The organism is Streptomyces sp. WMMC1477, from assembly GCF_027460245.1.
In the GTDB taxonomy this organism is placed as follows: domain Bacteria; phylum Actinomycetota; class Actinomycetes; order Streptomycetales; family Streptomycetaceae; genus Streptomyces.
Window position 1 is genome coordinate 4,735,423 of record NZ_JAPZBD010000003.1, and the last position, 20,155, is coordinate 4,755,577.

The following is a 20,155-nucleotide window of genomic DNA, read 5'->3' on the forward strand; positions in this document are numbered from 1 at the left end:
CCGTCCGGCCGGGCCGGTACGGACCTCCGCAATGGCATGCCGCCTACGGGGCGTGATCGGGGATGTGCATCCTTCCTCCCCGTGTCGTTCCTCAGGGAAACCTCAGATCCCGTGATTCCCGGGAAAATCCTCCGCCATCCGCTGGAGGCGCCCCCTTACACCCGGTTTACCGGCGTTCGGGGCACGATGGACAGCGGGCCGCCCGTCCGGCGCCCACCACCCGTCGAGGAAAGGACCGCACCGTGCGCGTACTCGTCGTCGAGGACGAGCAACTGCTGGCCGATGCCGTGGCCACCGGGCTGCGACGAGAGGCCATGGCGGTGGACGTCGTCTACGACGGAGCCGCCGCGCTGGAGCGGATCGACCTCAACGACTACGACGTCGTCGTCCTCGACCGGGACCTGCCGCTCGTCCACGGGGACGACGTGTGCCGCAAGGTCGTCGAGCTGGGCCTGCCGACCCGCGTGCTCATGCTCACCGCCTCCGGGGACGTGAGCGACCGCGTCGAGGGCCTGGAGCTCGGCGCCGACGACTACCTGCCCAAGCCCTTCGCCTTCAGTGAGCTCACCGCCCGCGTCCGCGCCCTGGGGCGCCGCACCACCGCCGCGCTCCCGCCCGTCCTGGAACGCGCCGGCATCCGGCTCGATCCGAACCGCCGAGAGGTCTCCCGCGACGGCCGGCAGGTCCAGCTCGCCCCCAAGGAGTTCGCCGTGCTGGAAGTGCTGATGCGCGGCGAGGGGGCCGTCGTATCCGCCGAACAGCTCCTGGAGAAGGCCTGGGACGAGAACACCGATCCGTTCACCAACGTCGTCCGGGTCACCGTGATGACGCTGCGCCGCAAGCTCGGCGAACCGCCCGTCATCGTCACCGTGCCCGGCGCCGGCTACCGCATCTGAAGCCACCATGACCACACCGACCCAGCCCCCCGCACAGCCGCCCGCGACCCCGCCCCGGCCCACCTGGGACCCGCCGGCCGCGCCCGCCCCCTACCCGTGGCTACGCCCCACCATCCGCATCCGGCTCACCCTGCTGTACGGCGGGATGTTCCTGATCGCTGGCGTGACCCTGCTGCTGATCATCTACCTGCTGGCCGCCCAGGCCCTGCAGGACGGCGCGGCCATGCCCATCCGCATCATCCGCGGCGAGTTCGAGGCCACCACGGCCGGTTGCGACCTGCCCAGCCAGAGCCTCGGCAGCGAACTCAACGACGCCGTGGAGGCCTGCCTGGAGGAGCAGCGCAGACTGGCCCTGGACTCCCTGCTCAAGAACTCGCTGCTGGCCCTGCTGGGGCTCGCCGTCGCGGCCTTCGCCCTCGGCTACGTCATGGCCGGGCGCGTGCTGTCGCCGCTCGGCCGCATCACCCGCACCGCACGCCGGGTCGCGGGCTCCGACCTGCACCGGCGGATCGAGCTGGACGGACCGGACGACGAGCTGAAGGAGCTGGCCGACACCTTCGACGACATGCTCGACCGGCTCGACCGCGCCTTCACCGCACAGCAGCGCTTCGTCGCCAACGCCTCGCACGAGCTGCGCACCCCGCTGGCCATCAACCGGACGCTGCTGGAGGTCCAGCTCTCCGACCCGGGGGCTTCGGTCGAGGTGCAGCAGCTCGGCCGCACCCTGCTGGCCACCAACGAGCGCAGCGAGCAGCTGGTGGAGGGGCTGCTCCTGCTCGCGCGCAGCGAGAACGAGATCGTCGACCGCAAGCCGGTGGACCTGGCGGAGGTCGCCTCGCAGGCCGTGGAGCAGGTGCGCGCGGAGGCGGCGGCCCAGGGTGTCGAGCTGCGCGGTGTGCGGCAGCCCGCCTACCTGCAGGGGAACGGAGTGCTGCTGGAGCGCATCGCGCTGAACCTGGTGCAGAACGCCGTCCGCTACAACCTTCCCGAGGACGGGTGGGTCGCCGTGAGCACCGAGGCGCGCACCGGGCAGGCCGTGCTGACGGTGGAGAACACCGGACCGCAGGTTCCGGCCTACGAGGTCGACAACCTCTTCGAGCCTTTCCGCAGACTGCGCACCGAGCGCACCGGCAGCGACCGGGGGGTCGGGCTCGGGCTGTCGATCGTCCGCTCGGTCACCCGGGCGCACGGCGGCACGATCACCGCCACACCCCGCGAGGACGGGGGTCTGCTGATGCGCGTCGTGCTGCCCGTGTGACGTCGTGCCGCCGCGAGCTGTCCCCGGGGCGAAGGCCGGGTTGCGAAGTCGAGAGGAAGGGTGTTCGCTGTGAGCGCAATATCGCCCGCTTCATGATGTTCCGGGCGGTCGCGGAGCGCTTTGTGGCCGATTACACACGTCGGATTTCGGCCCAACGCGCTGCGTGTTCGACGAGCGGGTGGAAAACACCGCAAAATGAAGGTTTCCGCAGGGCTTGACTGCGGGAAGTACCCGGAACGGCCCGCGTGACGGGGCCCGTGGCCGCCGCTGTACCCTTCTCCGGCGCACGCCCTGGTCACCTCTTAGGGGGCCGGTTGGGTGTCGATCGAGTAACAGACCTTGATGTGAGGCAAAATCTCCGCCTCGGGTCGGGCACAAGACCGGCCCCTCACGCGTTACGTGCGCTGAGACGTCACAGAACCCAGAGGGGGAGAGAGCGACATGGCAACGGACTACGACACTCCACGTAAGACCGATGACGACCTCAACGAGGACAGCATCGAAGAACTGAAGGCCCGGCGGAACGACAAGTCGGCGTCCAACGTCGACGTCGACGAGTTCGAGCAGGCCGAGGGCCTGGAACTGCCCGGAGCCGACCTCTCCAACGAGGAGCTGGCGGTCCGGGTCATGCCCAAGCAGCAGGACGAGTTCACCTGCATGAGCTGCTTCCTGGTGCACCACCGTTCCCAGCTCGCGGCCGAGAAGAACGGACAGCCGATCTGCCGCGACTGCGCGGCCTGAGCCGGAGCACCCCTCCGTGCCCGGTGACGACGCACGTGATGCCGAGCGAGGCGGCCCAGAAGGCGAAGCCTCGCTCGCACCCCGCGGTGCCCGGCTCCAGCCGGTGCGCCGCCGTCTGGCGCGCCTGAAGCCGGAACGCTCCGCGGGCACCCGGCGCGCCACGTCCACCCCCGACGGTGAGGCCGACCCCGGCGCCGAGCACAGCCCCGGCGCCGAACCGGCCCTGCCGCACGAACGCGGCAGGATGCGCGCCTTCGCCGGAGCCGTCGCCGACAAGCTGATCGAGACCGCACCCCGTATCCCGGTCCGCAGCCTGGCGACGCTCCGTGCCCAGTTCCCCGGCAAGGGCCCCGAGGAGCTGGCCGACGCGCTGATCTCCGGGGCCACCAAGAGCTCGGCCACGGTCGGCGCCGGAGTCGGCGCGGCGGCCATGCTGCCGGTGCCCCCGGCCATGCCCACCGAGCTGGCCACCGAGATCGTCGGAGTCGCCTCGGTGGAGATCAAGCTGATCGCCGAGCTCCACGAGGTCTACGGGCAGCGGCCTCCCGGCGGGGCCGGCCGCCGTGCCGCGGCCTACCTCACGGCGTGGACGCACGAGCGGGGCATCGACCCCCTCAAGCCCGCCACCCTCAACGCGGCGCTCGGTCTCCAGCTCCGCCGCGAGCTGCGCCAGCGGCTGCTGAAGCGCACCCTGCGCAACCTCCCCACCCTCACCCCGTTCATGATCGGAGCGGCCGTGGGGGCCGCGATGAACCACCGCGAGACGCGGAAGCTCGCCGAGCGGATCCGGGAGGACCTGCGCGGCGGGCAGGTCTCGTGGGGCCGGATCCCGCCCGAGGCTCAGGCCGCCCCGGAAGACGTTCCGGAGGGCGCCCCGGAGCCGCCCAGCGCCGACACCAGCCGCTGAGGGCGGCGCGTCGAGACGTACACGTACGGCGTCGGGTCCTGCGGGTCGACGACCTCGACGCGTACCGCCGTCGGGATGTAGGCGCGCAGCACCATGAACGCCCGTGGGTCGGCCCGGTGGGTCCGCCAGGCGCGGGCCTCCTCCGGGCCCAGCGCGCTCGCGCGGCCGAGCGCGCTCAGCGGGATCCGCGCGCTCCCCGCCACCAGCGAGTCGGCCACGACCCGCACCCGCACCGAGCCGTAGGTGCTCAGCCCGACCGCCGCCAGCGCGGCCCCGCTCACCAGTGCCGCCAGCATGGGCACCGTGCCCAGCGGCAGCAGCACCAGCCCGAGCGTGAGCCCGGTCAGCGCCGGAACGGTCAGCCACCAGGAGCGGGGCGCGGTCAGTCGTTCGTCGTACGCCTGCATGCCCTCAGCTTGGCACGGCCACCGAGGACACCGGAGAGCGGCTGCACCGGCCCGTGCCGGGCGGCGGTAGGGTCTGCTGACGTGACTGCTCAGAGAACCTCGCTGACGCCGCCGGAGGACGCCCGCGCCCCCGTACGGCACCCGGACGCGCCCGCGCCCGGCGAACCGCTCGGCTCGCACTACGACCAGTGCTTCGGCTGCGGCGGCGGTCAGCCGCACGGACTGCACCTGGACGCCCGCGCCGGCGAGGGTGTGAACGTCACCGCCGAGTTCACCGTCAAGCCCGAGCACCAGGGCGCCCCCGGCCTCGCCCACGGCGGCGTGCTGGCCAGCGCGCTCGACGAGACGCTGGGCTCGCTCAACTGGCTCATGCACACCATCTCCGTCACCGGCCGGCTGGAGACCGACTTCCGGCTCCCCGTGCCCGTCGGCTCCGTCCTGCACCTGGACGCCGCGGTCACGGCCGTCCACGGGCGCAAGATCTTCTGCACGGCCACCGGGCGGATCGGCGGCCCCGAGGGGCCCGTGGCCGTCCGCGCCGACGGGTTGTTCATCGAGGTCAAGGTCGAGCACTTCGTCGACAACGGCCGCGAGGAGGAGATCCAGGCCGCGATGAGCGACCCGGACCAGGTCCGCCGGGCCCGCGCCTTCGAGGTCAACCCGTGAGCGCGGTCCGGCCCCCGGTGGACGTCCTCATCCGCCGCCTCGACCCCGAGGTCCCGCTGCCGGCCTACGCCCACCCCGGCGACGCGGGCACCGACCTGACCACCACCGAGGCGTGCGCGCTCGCCCCGGGAGAGCGCGCGGTACTGCCCACGGGCCTCGCCGTGGCCCTGCCCGACGGGTACGCCGCCTTCGTGCACCCGCGTTCCGGACTCGCCGCCCGGCTCGGCGTCTCCCTGGTGAACGCTCCCGGAACCGTCGACGCCGGGTACCGTGGAGAGATCAAGGTGATCGTGGTCAACCTGGATCCGCGCGAGACCGTGCGCTTCGAGCGGTTCGACCGCATCGCCCAACTCGTCGTCCAGCAGGTCGAGAAGGTGCGCTTCCACGAAGTGGAGGAGCTGCCGGGGTCGGTGCGGTCCGCCGCGGGCTTCGGCTCCACGGGCGGATTCAACACCAACGTTGCGGTCGACGGTACCGAGACCGCCGACCTGAAGGGACAGTGACGTGTTCGGTCGTCGCAAGCGCGCCGAGAAGCAGGAGAAGCTCCCGGCCGACATCGAAGCCGCCGCCGACGAGGCGGCAACCGATGACGCCGAGGACGCGGGGAACGACGACGCGGGCGGTGCCGCCCGCGTGAAGCTGCCCCCGGCCCCCCGGCCCGACGGCCCCTGGGACCTCTCCGAGGTCGGCAAGCCCGGCGAGGGCCGGGTGGACCTCGGAGGGCTGTTCGTCCCGGGCGTCGAGGGCATGGAACTGCGCGTCGAGGTCGCTGGTGACGCCATCGTCGCCGCGACGGTCGTGCTGCGGGACAGCGCCGTCCAGCTCCAGGCGTTCGCCGCGCCCAAGCGGGAGGGCATCTGGGACGAGATCCGCGAGGAGATCGCCGGCGGCATCACCAAGCAGGGCGGGGTCATCGACGAGGTCGAGGGCCCGCTCGGCTGGGAGCTGCGCGCCCAGGTGCCGGTCAAGCTGCCGGACGGCAAGGGCGGGGTGCAGGTCGTGCGCTTCATCGGCGTCGACGGCCCCCGCTGGTTCCTGCGCGGCGTGATCTCCGGCCAGGGCGCCGTGCAGCCGCAGGCGGCCGGGCTGCTGGAGCAGATCTTCCGGGACACCGTCGTCGTCCGCGGTGAGGCCCCCATGGCCCCCCGCGACCCGATCGTCCTCAAGCTGCCCCAGGACGCCGAGATGGTGCCCGACGGCATCCAGCAGGAGAACACCGACCAGGGCTCCCGCTTCGCCGGCGGCATCGACAAGCTGTCCCGCGGTCCGGAGATCACCGAGATCCGCTGAGCCGGCGGGTACGCCTTCCGGGCCCCGCCGCCACGGCGGGGCCCGGCGTCCGCCCACCCCCTCGGTGACGCTCCTCACCGGGCCTTCGGGACCGCCGGGGGCCGCGGGTAGGCTGGCCGCATGAGCGGCGTCAACGACTCCGAGAAGCGCGGAAACGGTCGGATACGGCGGTTCCTCGACCGCTTCGGCTCCGTCACCGAGGAGGTCCGGCGGTCCGAGGAGCGGGTCGTCTCCGCGGCGGAGCAGGCGGCACTGCGCGACTGCACGAGGATCTGCGACTGCGGCGACCGGCAGATCGTCAAGGTGACCGGAACGCTGCGTACCGTTACACTCCGGCCCCGGGCCGGGGTGCCCGCCCTGGAGGCCGAGCTGTTCGACGGCTCCGACTCGCTGGACGTCGTCTGGCTGGGTCGCCAGGCCATCGCGGGCATCGAACCGGGCCGTACGTTGATCGCCTCTGGACGCATCGCGATGAACCGCGGACGCCGGGTGCTGTTCAACCCGAAGTACGAGCTCCGACCCTGGGACAGGAGTAGCGGGTGACCCCACTGGACAAGCCGGCGGCGCACGAGGCGGCGGAACGGCACACGGCAGGTGCGACGGCACCTGATCCGGACATCACCAAGGCCGCCATGCTCGACGCCTTCGGCGGCGTCCGGGGCATGGTCGAGACGACCGTGCCCGGCCTGGTCTTCGTGCTCAGCTACACGATCAACCGGGACATCCACGTCTCGGCCATCGCCGCCCTGAGCCTGTCGGCCCTCATGGCCGTCCTGCGGCTGCTCGGCAAGAGCACGCTCAAGCACGCGTTCGGCGGGGTCTTCGGCGTCGCGTTCGGCGCCGTCTTCGCGATGATGTCGGGAGACGCGAAGAACTTCTACCTGCCCGGCATGCTCTACACGCTGGGCCTCGCGGTGGCCTACCTCGTCACCGCCGCGGCCGGGGTGCCGCTCCTGGGCATGATCCTCGGCCCCCTCTTCCGCGAGAACATGTCCTGGCGCACCCGGAACCCGGGCCGGAAGAAGGCCTACACCAAGGCCAGTTACGCCTGGGGCCTGGTGCTGCTGGGCAAGTCGGCGATCACCTTCCCCATTTACCTCTGGGGGGACGCCACCCAGCTCGGCTGGCTGCGCGTCGCCCTCGGTATCCCGCCGTTCCTGCTCTGCGTGTACCTGACCTGGATCTTCCTCGCCAAGGCCCCCGCGCCGATCGACGTCTTCGCCGAGATGGAGGCGGAGGAGGAGCGCGAGCGCGCGGCGGCCGCGGCGGCGGACGGCGAGACGCCCCGCTGAACCACCCGTGGCCCGTGCCCGGGCGCAAGCAGCCCCCTGTACCGGTGCCCGGGCGCTGCGCTCAGGCCTCTTCGCCCGCCGGGTCCCGGTGGACGGACAGCAGCTCTTCCAGCTCCCGCTCCCGCGCGGGCGCGGCCACGAACAGCAGCTCGTCCCCGGCCTCCAGGGCGTCCTCGGGCCGGGGCGTGAGCACCCGCGTCCCCCGGATGATCGTCACCAGAGTCGTGTCCTGCGGCCAGGCCACGTCCCCCACCCGGGTACCGGCCAGCGCTGCCTCGGGAGCGAGCGTCAACTCGACGAGGTTGGCGTCACCCTGGCTGAAGCGCAGCAGCCGCACCAGGTCGCCGACGCTGACGGCCTCCTCGACCAGCGCCGACATCAGCCGAGGGGTGGAGACGGCGACGTCCACGCCCCACGCCTCGTTGAACAGCCATTCGTTCTTCGGGTTGTTCACCCGCGCCACCACGCGCGGCACGCCGTACTCCGTCTTGCTGAGAAGCGACACCACCAGGTTGACCTTGTCGTCACCCGTCGCGGCGATCACGACGTTGCAGCGCTGGAGCGCCGCCTCATCCAGCGCGGAGATCTCGCAGGCGTCCGCCAGTAGCCACTCCGCGAGCGGAACCCGCTCCACGGCGATCGCACTGGGCGCCTTGTCGATGAGGAGCACCTCGTGCCCGTTCTCCAGCAGCTCGCCGGCGATGGACCGGCCCACCGCGCCCGCTCCCGCAATGGCGACTCTCACCGCTGCTCCCCTGACTCACCGGGACCGCGGTCGAAGACCGCCTCCACCTCACCGACCTGGTCGCTGCGCATCATCACGTGCACGAGGTCACCCTCCTGGAGCACCGCCTGCGGGTCGGGCAGCATGGCCTCGCCCAGCCGGGTGACGAAGGCGATCCGCACCCCCGACTCGGCCTCCAGCCGCGCCGCCGGATGGCCGAACCAGCTGGAGGAGACGTGCACCTCGGCGAGCTGCACTCCGCCCGTCGGGTCGATCCACAGCGGTTCGGCACCGGAGGGCAGCAGTCGCCGAAGCATCTGGTCGGCCGTCCACCGCACCGTGGCCACCGTCGGAATGCCGAGCCGCTGGTAGACCTCGGCGCGCCGCGGGTCGTAGATGCGGGCCGCCACGTTCTGCACGCCGAACATCTCGCGGGCCACCCGGGCGGCGATGATGTTGGAGTTGTCCCCGCTGCTGACGGCGGCGAACGCGCCCGCGTCCTCGATGCCCGCCTCGCGCAGGGTGTCCTGGTCGAAACCGACACCCGTGACCCGTCGGCCGCCGAAACCGGAGCCGAGCCTGCGGAACGCCGTGGGATCGCGGTCGATGACGGCGACCGTGTGACCCTGGTCCTCCAGGGTCCTGGAGAGCGCGGCACCCACTCGGCCGCACCCCATGATGACGATGTGCATGAGGCCGCTACCCCGCACCTTCCCCTACTGCGATCACCTGGGTGACCACCGTAACGCTACCCGCCGGGCACCCGGGCTCCGCCACCCAGGTCGGCTTCGGCGCCCGGCGCCCCCTTCCCGCCTTCCGCGGCCCGCGCGATGTTGCGCGCCATCCCGCCGAACACCAGCGCGTGGAACGGGCTCACCGCCCACCAGTAGAGCTGCCCCGCCAGACCGTGCGGGTGGAACACCGCCCGCTGCCGGTACCGCGTGCTACCGTCCTCGCCCCGCCCGACCTCCAGCTCCAGCCACGCCAGCCCCGGCAGCTTCATCTCGGCGCGCAGCCGCAGCAGTCGGCCCCGCGCCACCTCCTCCACCCGCCAGAAGTCCAGCGCGTCGCCCGCCCGCAGCCGTCCGGCGTCACGCCGGCCGCGGCGCAGACCCACGCCGCCGACCATCCGGTCCAGCAGACCCCGCGCCCCCCAGGCCAGCGGGAGGGAGTACCAGCCGTGCTCCCCGCCGATGCCCTCGATCACCCGCCACAGCGCCTCCGGGGAGGCGTGCACCGTCCGTTCACGCCGGTCGCTGTAGAGGCTGCCGCCCGCCCAGTCCGGGTCGGTGGGCAGCGGATCGCTCGGCGCCCCCGGCACCGAGGCCGAGGACCAGCGGGTGGCCACCTGGGCCTCCCGGATGCGCCGCAGCGCGAGTTTGAGCGACTCCTCGACGCCGATCAGCCCCTCGGCGGGCGGCGGCACGTAGCGCTGGATGTCCGCCTCCCGGCACACCACCTCGTGCCGCAGCGACTCCGTCAGCGGTTTCGCGATCGAGGCCGGGACCGGCGTCACCAGACCGATCCAGTGGCTGGACAGCCGCGGGGTGAGCACGGGCACCGGGACGATCACCCGGCGCGGCAGCCCGGCCACGGCCGCGTAGCGCTGCATCATCTCCCGGTACGTCAGGACGTCCGGGCCGCCGATGTCGAACGTCCGGCTCACCGTGGAGGGCAGCTCCGCGCAGCCGACCAGATACCGCAGCACGTCCCGCACGGCGATCGGCTGCAGCCTGGTACCCACCCAGCGCGGCGTCACCATCGCCGGCAGCCGCTCGGTCAGGTACCGCAGCATCTCGAACGACGCCGAGCCCGACCCCAGGATCACCGCGGCCCGCAGCACCGCCGTCGGCACCCCCGACTCGAGCAGGATGCGGCCCACCTCGGCCCGCGAGCGCAGATGCGGGGACAGCTGCTCCACCGGCACACCGGAGGGCGTCAGCCCGCCCAGGTACACCAGCCGGCGCACCCCGGCCTCCCGGCATGCCCGCCCGAAGATCCGGGCCGCCCGCGCGTCGGTCCGCTCGAAGTCCCGGCCACCGCCGAGAGCGTGGACCAGGTAGTACGCCACGTCCACGCCGTCCATGGCCGCCCGCACCGACTCCTCGTCGGTCACGTCCCCGCGGACCACCTCGACGTCCCCGGCCCACGGGTGGTCGCGCAGCTTCTCCGGGCTGCGGGCGAGGCAGCGCACGCGGTACCCCGCGGCCAGCAGCTCCGGCACGAGCCGGCCCCCCACGTAGCCGCTCGCCCCGGTCACCAGCACGCTCAGGCGATCATCGTCCATCCCCTCATGCTGGGCGGCCCCCGGGGACGTCGCAACAGGGCCTTCCGACTGGCACTAGACTGGACGGCTGGCCCTCTTTCGCCCTCTCGTTCCCCTGGAGCCTCCACCATCATGCCCACCGAAGCCTCCCAGGGGACCAGCCCCGCACCGCTGACCGGCCAGGAGTACGAGGTCGAGGTCGGCCCGGCCGCCCACGGCGGCCACTGCGTGGCCCGCACCGAGGAGGGCCGCGTGCTGTTCGTGCGCCACACGCTCCCCGGCGAGCGCGTGATCGCCCGCGTCACCGAGGGCCACGAGGAGTCCCGCTTCCTGCGCGCCGACGCCGTCCGCGTCATCAAGGCGTCCAAGGACCGCGTCGAGGCCCCCTGCCCGTTCTCCGGCCCCGGGCGCTGCGGCGGCTGCGACTGGCAGCACGTCAAGCCCGGCGCCCAGCGCCGCCTCAAGGCCGACGTCCTCGCCGAGCAGCTCTCCCGGCTCGCCGGGCTCACGCCCGAGGACGTCTCGTGGGACGGCACCGTCGAGCCCGTCCCCGGCGACAAGCTCCCCGCGGGCGAGGTCCCGGCCTGGCGCACCCGCGTCCAGTACGCCGTCGACGCCGAGGGGCACGCCGGGTTCCGCCGCCACCGCTCCCACGAGGTCGAGCCCGTCGACCGCTGCCTCATCGCGGCCGAGGGCGTGAGCGAGCTCGGCATCGAGCGCCGCACCTGGCCGCAGATCGCCTCGATCGACGCCGTCGCCGCCGCGGGCTCCACCGACCGCCAGGTCATCCTCACCCCCGAGCCCGGCGGCCGGCTGCCCCTCGTCGAGCTCGACCGCCCCGTCTCCGTCCTGCGCGCCGAGGAGCCCCACGGCCGCGGCGGCAACCGCGCCATCCACCGCGTCCACGGCCGCCCCTTCGTCCGGGAACGGGCCGACGGCCGCACCTGGCGGGTCGGTGCCGGCGGCTTCTGGCAGGTCCACCACGCCGCCGCCGACCTCCTCGTCGACGCCGTCATGCGCGGCCTCACCCCGCGCAAGGGCGAGACCGCCCTCGACCTCTACTGCGGCGCCGGCCTCTTCGCGGGCGCCCTGGCCGACCGCATCGGCCCCGAGGGCGCCGTGCTCGGCATCGAGTCCGGCAAGCGCGCCGTCGAGGACGCCCGCCACAACCTCGCCGACTTCGAGCGCGTCCGCGTCGAGCACGGCCGCGTCGACCGCGTCCTGCCCCGCACCGGCATCACCGAGGCCGACCTCGTCGTCCTCGACCCGCCCCGCTCCGGCGCCGGCCGCGAGACGGTCAAGCTCCTCACCGCGCTCGGCCCCCGCCGCATGGCCTACGTCGCCTGCGACCCCGCCGCCCTCGCCCGCGACCTCAAGTACTTCGCCGAGTCCGGCTACCGCGTCCGCTTCCTCCGCGCCTTCGACCTCTTCCCGATGACCCAGCACTTCGAGTGCGTGGCGATCCTGGAGCCGGTGAAGCAGGGCTCCTGACGGTCTGCCCGGATGCCTCGGCAGGAGCCCGGTGCAACGCCGGGTTGCGGGGTTTCCGGGCCCGGTCGCGCCCTGTGATCCGAAGGAGCCACAACAGAGCGTGCTGGTCGCGTGCGTCTCGGAGTAGCGAACTTCCTTCCGTCCTTCCGCGTGGCGACGGTGAACGGCCCGTTGAAGCCCGCGTTGCCCTCGCAGCCGAGCGGCGTGATCTGGATCTCGACGTTGCGCTGCCGACCGATCAGCAGGAGGTGCTCGAGCTGTCCCCGTACCACTGCGAATCCGCCGTAGCGGTGCCGCAAGACGGCCTCGTCCATCACGAAGCTCAGGAGCGGCCCCGGGCGGCGGCCGAAGATGTCCTGCCGGGCCAGGCGGGCCACGACCCGCCGGTCGATGGTCTCCTGGCCCGGGTCGGCCGCCGCATGGTGAGCAGAGCCCGCATGTACGCCTCGGTCTCACCCGGGCACGCAGCGGCCGTCAGGTCCTGTACCGGCGCAGCCACCCGGGGGACCGGCTGATCGGCTCTGACCGGCCGGGTGCCGCCCTTCCCTGACCGCGGCCCTCAGTACGGGCCCTCAGTGTCGGTCTCGCCCTCGCGCACCCGCTCCTCGATCGGCTCGCCGTCCGGGCCGAGGACGTACCACAGGCCGCCGAAGCCGTCGATGGCCTGACCGTTGACGTCGTCCGCGTCGCTGTCGGCCTGGTAGTAGTACAACGGGTGGTCGTTGTAGGTGACGCCGGTGGTGCCGTCGGTGCGTTCCAGCGTCCCCAGGAGGTCCGCGTCCACCTGGTCGCCGGCGATCGGGTCGCCCTCCGTGGTCAACGGGGGCCAGGCCTCGGCGCAGGCGTCGTAGCAGGTGGACTCGCCGGGGGAGTCCGCTTCGAACATGTACAGCGTGAACCCGTTCTCGCCCACCAGGATGTCTCCGTAGGCGCTGGACTCCACCCCGACGGTCGCGGGGCCGGTGGCGTCCCCGGCGCCCGGCGTCCCGCCGTCACCGTCGTCGTCCCCGCAGCCGCCCATCAGCAGCGCCGCGGACACCACGCCCGCCGCCACCAGTGCTCCGTGTCTCCGTCGCCGCATGTGCCTACCTCCGTGTCGGGTCTACCGGACGGCTGGGGTGTCCCGGGTACGCCCGGAGCCCGGCTCACTCTCGCGCAGCCGCCGGACGGCGCGGCGGAGGACACGTCAGGCCCCGGCTCACACCGTCCGGACGGCGGACACCGGTGCCGGGGGAGGGCGCTGGGGACAGGCGCGAAGCGGGCCCTCCCCCGAGCGCTCGTGGCGGCACGGTCACGGAGACCTCTGAGGCAGGGGACCGCCCCGATGTGCAAACTCCGCCGCCGGTAGCGTCGGACGGACGACAGAAGCTCCCGGCCAGGAAGCAGGCACCGTGAAGAACCTGAACGCACACGTCGAAGCCGTGCAGGCGGAGGTCGGCCGGCGCAACCCCGGGGAACCGGAGTTCCACCAGGCGGTGACCGAGGTGCTGGAGTCCCTCGCGCCCGCACTCGACCGGCACCCCGAGTACGTCGAAGCGGGGATCCTGGAACGGCTGTGCGAGCCCGAGCGGCAGCTCGTGTTCCGGGTTCCCTGGGTCGACGACCGGGGCGCCGTGCGCGTCAACCGGGGCTTCCGGGTGGAGTTCAACAGCGCGCTCGGCCCGTACAAGGGCGGTCTCCGGTTCCACCCGAGCGTCAACCTCGGCATCGTGAAGTTCCTCGGCTTCGAGCAGATCTTCAAGAACGCGCTGACCGGGATGGCGATCGGCGGTGGCAAGGGCGGCGCGGACTTCGACCCCAAGGGCCGCTCGGACGGCGAGATCATGCGGTTCTGCCAGTCCTTCATGACCGAACTCCACCGCCACCTGGGCGAGCACACCGACGTCCCCGCCGGAGACATCGGCGTGGGTGCGCGGGAGATCGGCTACCTCTTCGGACAGTACAAGCGGATCACCAACCGCTTCGAGGCCGGAGTGCTGACGGGCAAGCCGGTGGCCTGGGGCGGCTCGCACGCCCGGACCGAGGCCACGGGCTACGGCACGGTCTACTTCGCGCAGGAGATGCTCGCCACGCGGGGCGGCGGATTCGACGGCCGCCGCGTCGTGGTCTCCGGGTCCGGCAACGTGGCCGTGTACGCCGTGGAGAAGGTGCACGCCCTGGGCGGTCGCGTCGTGGCCTGCAGCGACTCCTCCGGGTACCTCGTCGACGAGGACGGCATCGACCTGGAGCTCCTGAAGGACGTCAAGGAGGTGCGCCGCGCCCGCCTGTCCGCGTACGCGGAGGCGAAGCCGACCGCGCGATTCTCGGCCAGCGGCACGGTGTACGACGTCCCATGTGAGGTCGCCCTGCCCTGCGCCACGCAGAACGAGCTGCGGCGCGCCGACGCTGTGGCCCTGGTCAAGAACGGGATCCTCGCCGTCGCCGAGGGGGCGAACATGCCCTGCACCCCCGAGGCGGTGGAGGTGTTCCGCGAGGCCGGCGTCCTCTTCGGCCCGGGGAAGGCCGTCAACGCGGGCGGCGTCGCCACCTCGGCCCTGGAGATGCAGCAGAACGCCGCCCGCGACAGCTGGTCCTTCGGGGAGACGGAGTCCCGGCTCGCCACCGTCATGCGGGCGGTCCACGGCCAGTGCCGCGCGACCGCCGAGGCCTACGGCGGCGCTCCCGACGACTACGTGCTCGGCGCCAACGTGGCCGGGTTCCTGAGGGTGGCGCAGGCCATGGCGGCCCAGGGCGTCGTCTGAGACCACTCCCGGCCGCCGGGGTGCGTCGGGTGAGCCCGGCCCTCGCCTCCGTCCGCCGGGTCCGGGGCCGGGGCACCGCGGGCGAGGTCACGCCGGAGTGCCGCCGTGTTGCCGCCACGTCGGTGGGCCACCACGCTGGAGGAGGGGGCGGGACGACCCCAGCACCTCCGTGGAGGTGAGCGTGCCATGGGCGAAGAGCGGCCCGACACCGATTGGATCCGGTGGTTCGAGGACCTCTCGGGCGAGGACGTCGCGTCCGTCGGCGGGAAGAACGCCTCTCTGGGCGAGATGACCGCCCGCCTCGGCGGCCAGGGAATCCGGGTGCCGGCCGGGTTCGCCACCGCCGCCTCCGCCTACCGCGCCTTCCTGGCCGCCGGGGACCTCGGCGAGCGGATCGCGGAGCAGATCGAGGCGCTGCACGAGGGCGCCGAGCTGTCACAGGTCGGTGGTGCCATCCGCCGGATGATCCTCGACGCGGAGCTGCCCGGTCGCCTGGTCGCCGCCGTGCGCGACGCCTACGGCAGCCTGGCCGGTCGGCTCGGCCGTCGGGACCCCGACGTCGCCGTGCGCAGCAGCGCGACGGCGGAGGATCTCCCGGAGGCCAGCTTCGCGGGCCAGCAGGAGACGTTCCTCAACATCACGGGTCAGGACGCGCTGCTCGACGCGTGTCGCCGCTGCTACGCCTCGCTGTTCACCGACCGGGCGATCAGCTACCGCGAGGACCAGGGATTCGACCACCTCAGGGTCGCCCTGTCCGTCGGGGTGCAGGAGATGGTCCGTTCCGACCTCGCAGGAGCCGGGGTGATGTTCTCCCTCGACACCGACAGCGGTTTCCCCCGCGTCGTGCTGGTCAACGCCGCTTTCGGCCTCGGCGAATCCGTCGTCGCGGGCACTGTCGACCCTGACGAGGACCTCGTCTTCAAGCCGCTGAGCGGGGACGAGCGGCTCTCGCCGGTGATCTCCCGGAAGACGGGCGGTAAGCAGTCGAAGGTCGTCTACAGCGAGGCCGGGGACCGTCCCACCGTCACGGTGGAGACGCCCGAGGCCGAGCGCGCCGCCCGCGTTCTCACCGACGACGAGGTCCTCCGCCTCGCCCGGTGGGCCGTGATCATCGAGAAGCACTACGGCCGCCCCATGGACATCGAGTGGGCCAAGGACGGCCGCACCGGTGAGCTCTCCGTCGTCCAGGCCCGCCCCGAGACCGTGCAGACCCGCAAAGAGGCGGCCTCCCTGCGCTCCTACCGGCTCAAGGAGAGCGGTGCCCCGCTCGTGAGCGGGCTGGCGATCGGCGACGCCATCGCGGCCGGCCGGGTGTGCAACCTGCGCAGTGCCGCCGAGATCGACCGCTTCGAGGACGGCGCGGTGCTCGTCACCGGTGTCACCGACCCGGACTGGGAACCGATCATGAAACGTGCGGCTGCCATCGTCACCGACCACGGGGGCCGCACCTCGCACGCCGCCATCGTGAGCCGCGAGCTGGGGGTGGCGGCGCTCGTCGGCACCGGGGACGCCGGGCGGGTGCTGAGGGACGGCCAGGAGGTCACGGTCTCCTGCGCCGAGGGTGAGGAGGGCCACGTCTACGACGGTTTCCTCGACTACGCGCAGCGCGACATCGACCTGTCGGACATCCCCGCCACCCGCACGGACGTCATGCTCAACATCGCCAACCCGTCCGCGGCCTTCCGCTGGTGGCGGTTGCCCGCCGACGGCATCGGGCTCGCCCGCATGGAGTTCGTCATCAACAACCACATCAAGATCCACCCCATGGCGCTGGCCCGCTACGACGAACTGCCGCCGGGCGACGCGAGGCGACGCATCGCCGAACTGACGCGTGGATACGAGGACAAGGCCGCGTACTTCGTGGAACGGCTGGCGTACGGCATCGCCCGGATCGCGGCCGCCTGGTGGCCGAAGCCGGTGATCGTGCGAATGAGCGACTTCAAGACCAACGAGTACGCCCGGCTCGTCGGCGGTGAGCCCTTCGAACCCGCCGAGGAGAATCCGATGCTGGGCTGGCGCGGTGCCAGCCGCTACTACAGCGAGGGATACCGGGACGGGTTCGCCCTCGAATGCCGGGCCCTGTGCCGCGTCAGGGACGTCATGGGCCTGACCAACACCGTCGTGATGATCCCCTTCTGCCGCACCCTCGGGGAAGCCGACGACGTCCTGGCCACCATGGCGGAACACGGCCTGGAACGGGGCCGCGGGGGTCTGGAGGTCTACGTCATGGCGGAGATCCCCTCCAACGTCATCCTCGCCGACGGCTTCTCCGAGCGCTTCGACGGCTTCTCCGTCGGCAGCAACGACCTCACGCAGCTCACCCTCGGGGTCGACCGCGACTCCGAGCGGCTGGCCCCGCTGTTCGACGAGCGCGACCCCGCCGTCGTCCGCAGCATCGAGCGGCTCGTCGAAACCGCCCACGCCCACCACCGCAAGACCGGCCTGTGCGGCCAGCGGCCAAGTGACGACCCGGACTTCGCGCGCATCCTGGTGGGTGCGGGCATCGACTCGGTCTCGGTCACCCCGGACAGCTTCCTGGCGGTCAAGGAGAACGTCGCGAAGGCGGAGAACGAACCGGGGCGGCCCACCGCCGGCTGAGGCTCGCGCGACGTCTCAGGGGCACCCGGAAGTGACCCTGACAGATGCGCGGCGGGTCCCGGAGCCTTCCCGGAGATGCGTGGATCTGTCGACCGGAGTTCCGGGTCGGCCGCGCTCACGCCACGCGGCGGGCTCTGACCCGGGTCGCGAGGCGGGCGGTCCGCCGGGCCCGGCGTGTCGCTCGGCTACCGGTCAGCCCGGCCGCTTCGCGGTCCTCCTCGGCGCGGCGCTCGAGCCTCCCGTCGTCCGGGCGCCTGGGCAGACCGCGCCCGTGTCCGTGGTTCGGGTCGCCTTCGACGTCCTTGTTCGACTTGTGGTGATGGGCCATCGCGCTTCTCCCTGCCTCGCCGGACGGTGGAGGGCTGCGGGCCATGCTCGGGCCTCCCCGCCAGGGAGCGGCGGGGCGACGCGGTCGGTCGCTGAACGGGTCCGGCGTACCGAAGGGCGAACCGCGCCATCGACATCTCAGCTCCAGGGGTGAGCGGGGATATCTACCACTGAAGCCCTGTCCGAGGAATGCCGCAAGCGGAGTGCGCGCCTGCGGCCGCCTGCCCGGATCCGAGCCGGAGACGCCCACGAACCCGGCCCTTCCGTCCCCTCCCGGCGCCCACGGCTCGCGCCGCCCGCCGGCCCGCCGCTCCGCGTGGGCTGAACGGGTGCGGCCAGGGCCCTCCGCCCCCGCACGAGCCCACCGGGGCGTCGGCTCACGCGCCGGGGCGGGGCGGCAGGCCCTCCAGGACTGCGGGAGTGTCGATGTGCCGCGCGGCCTCCAGCAGCGCGCGGGCGATCACCGGGCCCGGCTCCCGGGCGCCGGTCACGAGCCCGATCGGTGCCGTCCGCTCCGGCTCCACCAGCGGGACGGCCCGCATGCCGGGCGGAACCCCGAAGACGTGCAGCCCGGCGTAGGGCACGATGCTGGCCCACCGGTCGGTCCGGACGTGCGCGAACAGCGAGGGCACCGAGTCGGTCTCGACCCTCGGCGCCGCGCGCAGGCCGAGGCCCGTGAAGACCTCGTCCACGAGCTGCCGCCCCTGGAGGTTCGGGGCGAGCAGGCACAGCGGCAGCCGGGACGCCTCGGACCAGGCCGCGCTCGGCTGCCGGGCCAGCTCCTCGGCCATGCTCGTCAGCAGTGCGTAGCGCTCCTCGTAGAGGCGGAGGGTCCGGAAGCCCTCCGCCACATCTTCACGCAGATAGGTGATGCCGGCGTCGAGCTCGAAGCTCCGCAGCCGGCGCAGGACCTCCCCGGCCGGCAGGTCCGCCAGCACCTCCACGCTGACCGGAGCTGACGGAACAGCATCGCTAGCCCGCGGTGCCGAGGTCGATGCGGTCGGCGCCGGTGTAGACGTTCATCGAGTCGCCGCGCAGGAAACCGACGAGGGTGAGCCCGCTCTCCTGAGCGAGGTCGACGGCGAGGGAGGAGGGCGCGGAGACGGCCGCCAGCAGCGGGACGCCCGCCATCACGGCCTTCTGGACGAGCTCGAAGGAGGCCCGGCCGCTCACCATCAGCAGGGTCTGCCGCAGCGGCAGGAGCCCTTCCCGCACGGCGTGCCCGACGACCTTGTCGACGGCGTTGTGTCGGCCCACGTCCTCCCGCAGGCACAGCAGCTCGCCCTGGGCGGTGAAGAGCCCGGCCGCGTGCAGGCCGCCGGTCGTGTCGAACACCCGCTGGGCGGCCCGCAGCCGGTCGGGCAGGACCTCCAGCACCCCGGGCGACACGCGCAGCGGGTCCTCCGCGACCGTCCAGGCGGCCGAGGTGCGCACGGCGTCCAGGCTGGCCTTGCCGCACAGCCCGCAGGAGGAGGTGGTGTAGAAGTTCCGTTCCAGCGAGGCGTCCGGCGTGGGCACGCCGGGGGCCAGGGCGACGTCGACGACGTTGTACGTGTTGCCGCCGTCCGCCGTGGCCCCCGCGCAGTAGCGGATGGCTGCGACGTCCCCGGCGGTGTGGACGACGCCCTCGCTGACGAGGAAGCCGGCCGCGAGGTCGAAGTCGTCGCCGGGGGTACGCATGGTCACCGTGAGGGGGCGGCCGCCGACCCGGATCTCCATCGGCTCCTCGGCGGCCAGGGTGTCGGGGCGCTGCGAGGGAACCCCTTTGCGCAGGCGCAGCACCGGTCGTCGTACGGTCACTCGGCCCATCGTCGGCTCCTCGTCGTGTCGTTCGGCGCGCTGACGCGCGGCTCCGCCGTGCGGCCACGGGTATCGCTCCGGGCATCGGTACCCCCGGCCTGCCGGTCCCCGGCGGCCGGGGCGCGGGAACACCCGGCCGGCGGCGTTCCCGGGTGGGACGGATGCCGTCGGCTGTACGCGGCCGTGACCATCAGGCACAGCACTCCTATGGTGGCCATACTCTCCAGCTGCGTGGGGTACGAGACGGCGTCCGCGGTGATGGCGAGGAGCAGCGGCGTGAGGAAGCCGCCGGAGGCCGTGATCTGGTGGAGGGCCGCCGCCGAGGGCCGGAAGGACTGCGGTGCCAGGCGTTCCATCTCCCGCAGCCCCGAGGCGAGGGCGAGCCCGTACCCGGCTCCCAGGACGACCGCGGCCGTCACCACCAGGCCCGCGGAGCCGCGCCGCACGGCGAGGGCGCCGACGAGCAGCCCGGCGATCACCGTGGCCATGGCGACGAGGGTGGCCCGCCCGCCGCACGCGTGGTCGAGCCGGGCCGCCCACGGCTGGACGACGGCCACGGCGAACGTCAGCGGCCACCAGGCCGCTGAACAGCGGGGCGTGGCCGGGGACGTGGCCGGCCACCAGGGGTGGCAGCACGACGTAGGCCATGGTGGCGGCGCCGAAGACGGCGGGGGTAGCCGGAAGGACCACCCACCGGAACCGGGGGTGGCCCACCGCCGTCCGGAGCAGCCGGGCGGCGTGCGGGCGGCGT

20 protein-coding genes and 1 pseudogene are annotated in these 20,155 nt (G+C 72.9%); 12 read left to right on the forward strand and 9 right to left on the reverse strand.

The genetic code is table 11. The features are described from left to right. Positions 1–242: 242 nt before the first annotated feature. The 4 genes from O7609_RS21105 (at position 243) to O7609_RS21120 (ending at position 3,802) form a co-directional block, all read left to right on the forward strand. Positions 243–896, forward strand: coding sequence for a response regulator transcription factor (locus tag O7609_RS21105; RefSeq protein WP_269735437.1), 654 nt, complete (start codon positions 243–245; stop codon positions 894–896). Between the two features lie 7 nt (positions 897–903). Further along, complete coding sequence (locus O7609_RS21110; protein WP_269735436.1) at positions 904–2,154, forward strand: sensor histidine kinase; 1,251 nt, start codon at positions 904–906, stop codon at positions 2,152–2,154. Positions 2,155–2,595: 441 nt separating this feature from the next. After that, positions 2,596–2,895: a DUF4193 domain-containing protein gene (locus tag O7609_RS21115; protein WP_219088192.1), complete on the forward strand. Its 300-nt coding sequence runs from the start codon at positions 2,596–2,598 to the stop codon at positions 2,893–2,895. A 103-nt stretch (positions 2,896–2,998) separates the two neighbouring features. Beyond that, complete coding sequence (locus O7609_RS21120; protein WP_269744045.1) at positions 2,999–3,802, forward strand: hypothetical protein; 804 nt, start codon at positions 2,999–3,001, stop codon at positions 3,800–3,802. Here the strand turns inward: O7609_RS21120 and O7609_RS21125 are convergent. Then, the gene (locus O7609_RS21125; protein ID WP_269735435.1) at positions 3,736–4,209 is read right to left on the reverse strand and encodes a DUF3093 domain-containing protein; all 474 of its coding nucleotides are present in this window, start codon (positions 4,207–4,209) and stop codon (positions 3,736–3,738) included. The genes O7609_RS21120 and O7609_RS21125 overlap by 67 nt on opposite strands. Positions 4,210–4,290: 81 nt before the next feature. Between O7609_RS21125 and O7609_RS21130 the strand changes: the two genes are divergently transcribed. The 5 genes from O7609_RS21130 (at position 4,291) to O7609_RS21150 (ending at position 7,457) form a co-directional block, all read left to right on the forward strand. Continuing rightward, complete coding sequence (locus O7609_RS21130; RefSeq protein WP_269735434.1) at positions 4,291–4,875, forward strand: PaaI family thioesterase; 585 nt, start codon at positions 4,291–4,293, stop codon at positions 4,873–4,875. Further along, a complete protein-coding gene (gene dut / locus O7609_RS21135; protein WP_269735433.1) occupies positions 4,872–5,378 on the forward strand; it encodes a dUTP diphosphatase in 507 nt (168 codons plus the stop codon). The genes O7609_RS21130 and dut overlap by 4 nt, the downstream gene beginning before the upstream one ends. Before the next feature lies 1 nt (position 5,379). Next, a complete protein-coding gene (locus O7609_RS21140) occupies positions 5,380–6,165 on the forward strand; it encodes a DUF3710 domain-containing protein (RefSeq protein ID WP_269735432.1) in 786 nt (261 codons plus the stop codon). A 120-nt stretch (positions 6,166–6,285) separates the two neighbouring features. Continuing rightward, the gene (locus O7609_RS21145; RefSeq protein WP_269744046.1) at positions 6,286–6,708 is read left to right on the forward strand and encodes an OB-fold nucleic acid binding domain-containing protein; all 423 of its coding nucleotides are present in this window, start codon (positions 6,286–6,288) and stop codon (positions 6,706–6,708) included. Continuing rightward, positions 6,705–7,457: a DUF3159 domain-containing protein gene (locus O7609_RS21150; RefSeq protein WP_443072185.1), complete on the forward strand. Its 753-nt coding sequence runs from the start codon at positions 6,705–6,707 to the stop codon at positions 7,455–7,457. The genes O7609_RS21145 and O7609_RS21150 overlap by 4 nt, the downstream gene beginning before the upstream one ends. A 61-nt stretch (positions 7,458–7,518) precedes the next feature. On the opposite strand, the gene O7609_RS21155 is transcribed toward O7609_RS21150, so the two are convergent. The 3 genes from O7609_RS21155 to O7609_RS21165 are packed head-to-tail and all read right to left on the reverse strand — an operon-like array spanning position 7,519 to position 10,468. Beyond that, positions 7,519–8,202 (reverse strand): potassium channel family protein, encoded by a 684-nt coding sequence (locus tag O7609_RS21155; protein ID WP_219088198.1) that lies wholly within the window; start codon positions 8,200–8,202, stop codon positions 7,519–7,521. After that, positions 8,199–8,873 carry a potassium channel family protein gene (locus O7609_RS21160; protein WP_269735430.1) on the reverse strand — a complete coding sequence of 225 codons (675 nt, stop codon included), beginning with the start codon at positions 8,871–8,873 and terminating at the stop codon, positions 8,199–8,201. The genes O7609_RS21155 and O7609_RS21160 overlap by 4 nt, the downstream gene beginning before the upstream one ends. Before the next feature lie 56 nt (positions 8,874–8,929). After that, entirely contained in the window at positions 8,930–10,468 is a 1,539-nt protein-coding gene (locus O7609_RS21165; protein ID WP_269735429.1) for an SDR family oxidoreductase, read from the reverse strand. A gap of 111 nt (positions 10,469–10,579) precedes the next feature. Between O7609_RS21165 and O7609_RS21170 the strand changes: the two genes are divergently transcribed. Continuing rightward, positions 10,580–11,938, forward strand: coding sequence for a class I SAM-dependent RNA methyltransferase (locus O7609_RS21170; protein WP_269735428.1), 1,359 nt, complete (start codon positions 10,580–10,582; stop codon positions 11,936–11,938). Between the two features lie 96 nt (positions 11,939–12,034). Here the strand turns inward: O7609_RS21170 and O7609_RS24775 are convergent. Then, a pseudogene (locus O7609_RS24775) lies at positions 12,035–12,392 on the reverse strand (DUF5753 domain-containing protein); the annotation flags it as partial. Between the two features lie 105 nt (positions 12,393–12,497). Next, the gene (locus tag O7609_RS21180) at positions 12,498–13,019 is read right to left on the reverse strand and encodes a COG4315 family predicted lipoprotein (protein ID WP_269735427.1); all 522 of its coding nucleotides are present in this window, start codon (positions 13,017–13,019) and stop codon (positions 12,498–12,500) included. Positions 13,020–13,329: 310 nt separating this feature from the next. On the opposite strand from O7609_RS21180, the gene gdhA reads away from it, so the two are divergent. Then, positions 13,330–14,679, forward strand: coding sequence for an NADP-specific glutamate dehydrogenase (gene gdhA, locus O7609_RS21185; protein ID WP_269735426.1), 1,350 nt, complete (start codon positions 13,330–13,332; stop codon positions 14,677–14,679). Between the two features lie 186 nt (positions 14,680–14,865). Beyond that, complete coding sequence (gene ppsA / locus O7609_RS21190) at positions 14,866–17,277, forward strand: phosphoenolpyruvate synthase (RefSeq protein ID WP_269744047.1); 2,412 nt, start codon at positions 14,866–14,868, stop codon at positions 17,275–17,277. A 704-nt stretch (positions 17,278–17,981) separates the two neighbouring features. Here the strand turns inward: ppsA and O7609_RS21200 are convergent. Genes O7609_RS21200 through O7609_RS21210 form a run of 3 tightly spaced genes read right to left on the reverse strand, consistent with a single transcriptional unit; the run spans position 17,982 to position 19,961 of the window. Beyond that, on the reverse strand, positions 17,982–18,548 hold the full coding sequence (locus O7609_RS21200) for a LysR family transcriptional regulator substrate-binding protein (RefSeq protein ID WP_269744049.1): 567 nt from the start codon (positions 18,546–18,548) through the stop codon (positions 17,982–17,984). Between the two features lie 28 nt (positions 18,549–18,576). Beyond that, on the reverse strand, positions 18,577–19,413 hold the full coding sequence (gene fdhD / locus O7609_RS21205; protein ID WP_269735422.1) for a formate dehydrogenase accessory sulfurtransferase FdhD: 837 nt from the start codon (positions 19,411–19,413) through the stop codon (positions 18,577–18,579). Then, entirely contained in the window at positions 19,401–19,961 is a 561-nt protein-coding gene (locus O7609_RS21210) for a hypothetical protein (RefSeq protein ID WP_269744050.1), read from the reverse strand. Before O7609_RS21210 ends, fdhD begins: the two co-directional genes overlap by 13 nt. Positions 19,962–20,155 lie beyond the last annotated feature (194 nt).

Coding starts and splice junctions, on each gene's coding strand:
- O7609_RS21180 (WP_269735427.1), bottom strand. CDS start 13,019: ATGCGGCGACGGAGACACGGAGCACTGGTGGCGGCGGGCGTGGTGTCC.
- O7609_RS21165 (WP_269735429.1), bottom strand. CDS start 10,468: ATGGACGATGATCGCCTGAGCGTGCTGGTGACCGGGGCGAGCGGCTAC.
- O7609_RS21110 (WP_269735436.1), top strand. CDS start 904: ATGACCACACCGACCCAGCCCCCCGCACAGCCGCCCGCGACCCCGCCC.
- O7609_RS21125 (WP_269735435.1), bottom strand. CDS start 4,209: ATGCAGGCGTACGACGAACGACTGACCGCGCCCCGCTCCTGGTGGCTG.
- fdhD (WP_269735422.1), bottom strand. CDS start 19,413: ATGGGCCGAGTGACCGTACGACGACCGGTGCTGCGCCTGCGCAAAGGG.
- O7609_RS21115 (WP_219088192.1), top strand. CDS start 2,596: ATGGCAACGGACTACGACACTCCACGTAAGACCGATGACGACCTCAAC.
- O7609_RS21170 (WP_269735428.1), top strand. CDS start 10,580: ATGCCCACCGAAGCCTCCCAGGGGACCAGCCCCGCACCGCTGACCGGC.
- ppsA (WP_269744047.1), top strand. CDS start 14,866: ATGGGCGAAGAGCGGCCCGACACCGATTGGATCCGGTGGTTCGAGGAC.
- O7609_RS21160 (WP_269735430.1), bottom strand. CDS start 8,873: ATGCACATCGTCATCATGGGGTGCGGCCGAGTGGGTGCCGCGCTCTCC.
- O7609_RS21145 (WP_269744046.1), top strand. CDS start 6,286: ATGAGCGGCGTCAACGACTCCGAGAAGCGCGGAAACGGTCGGATACGG.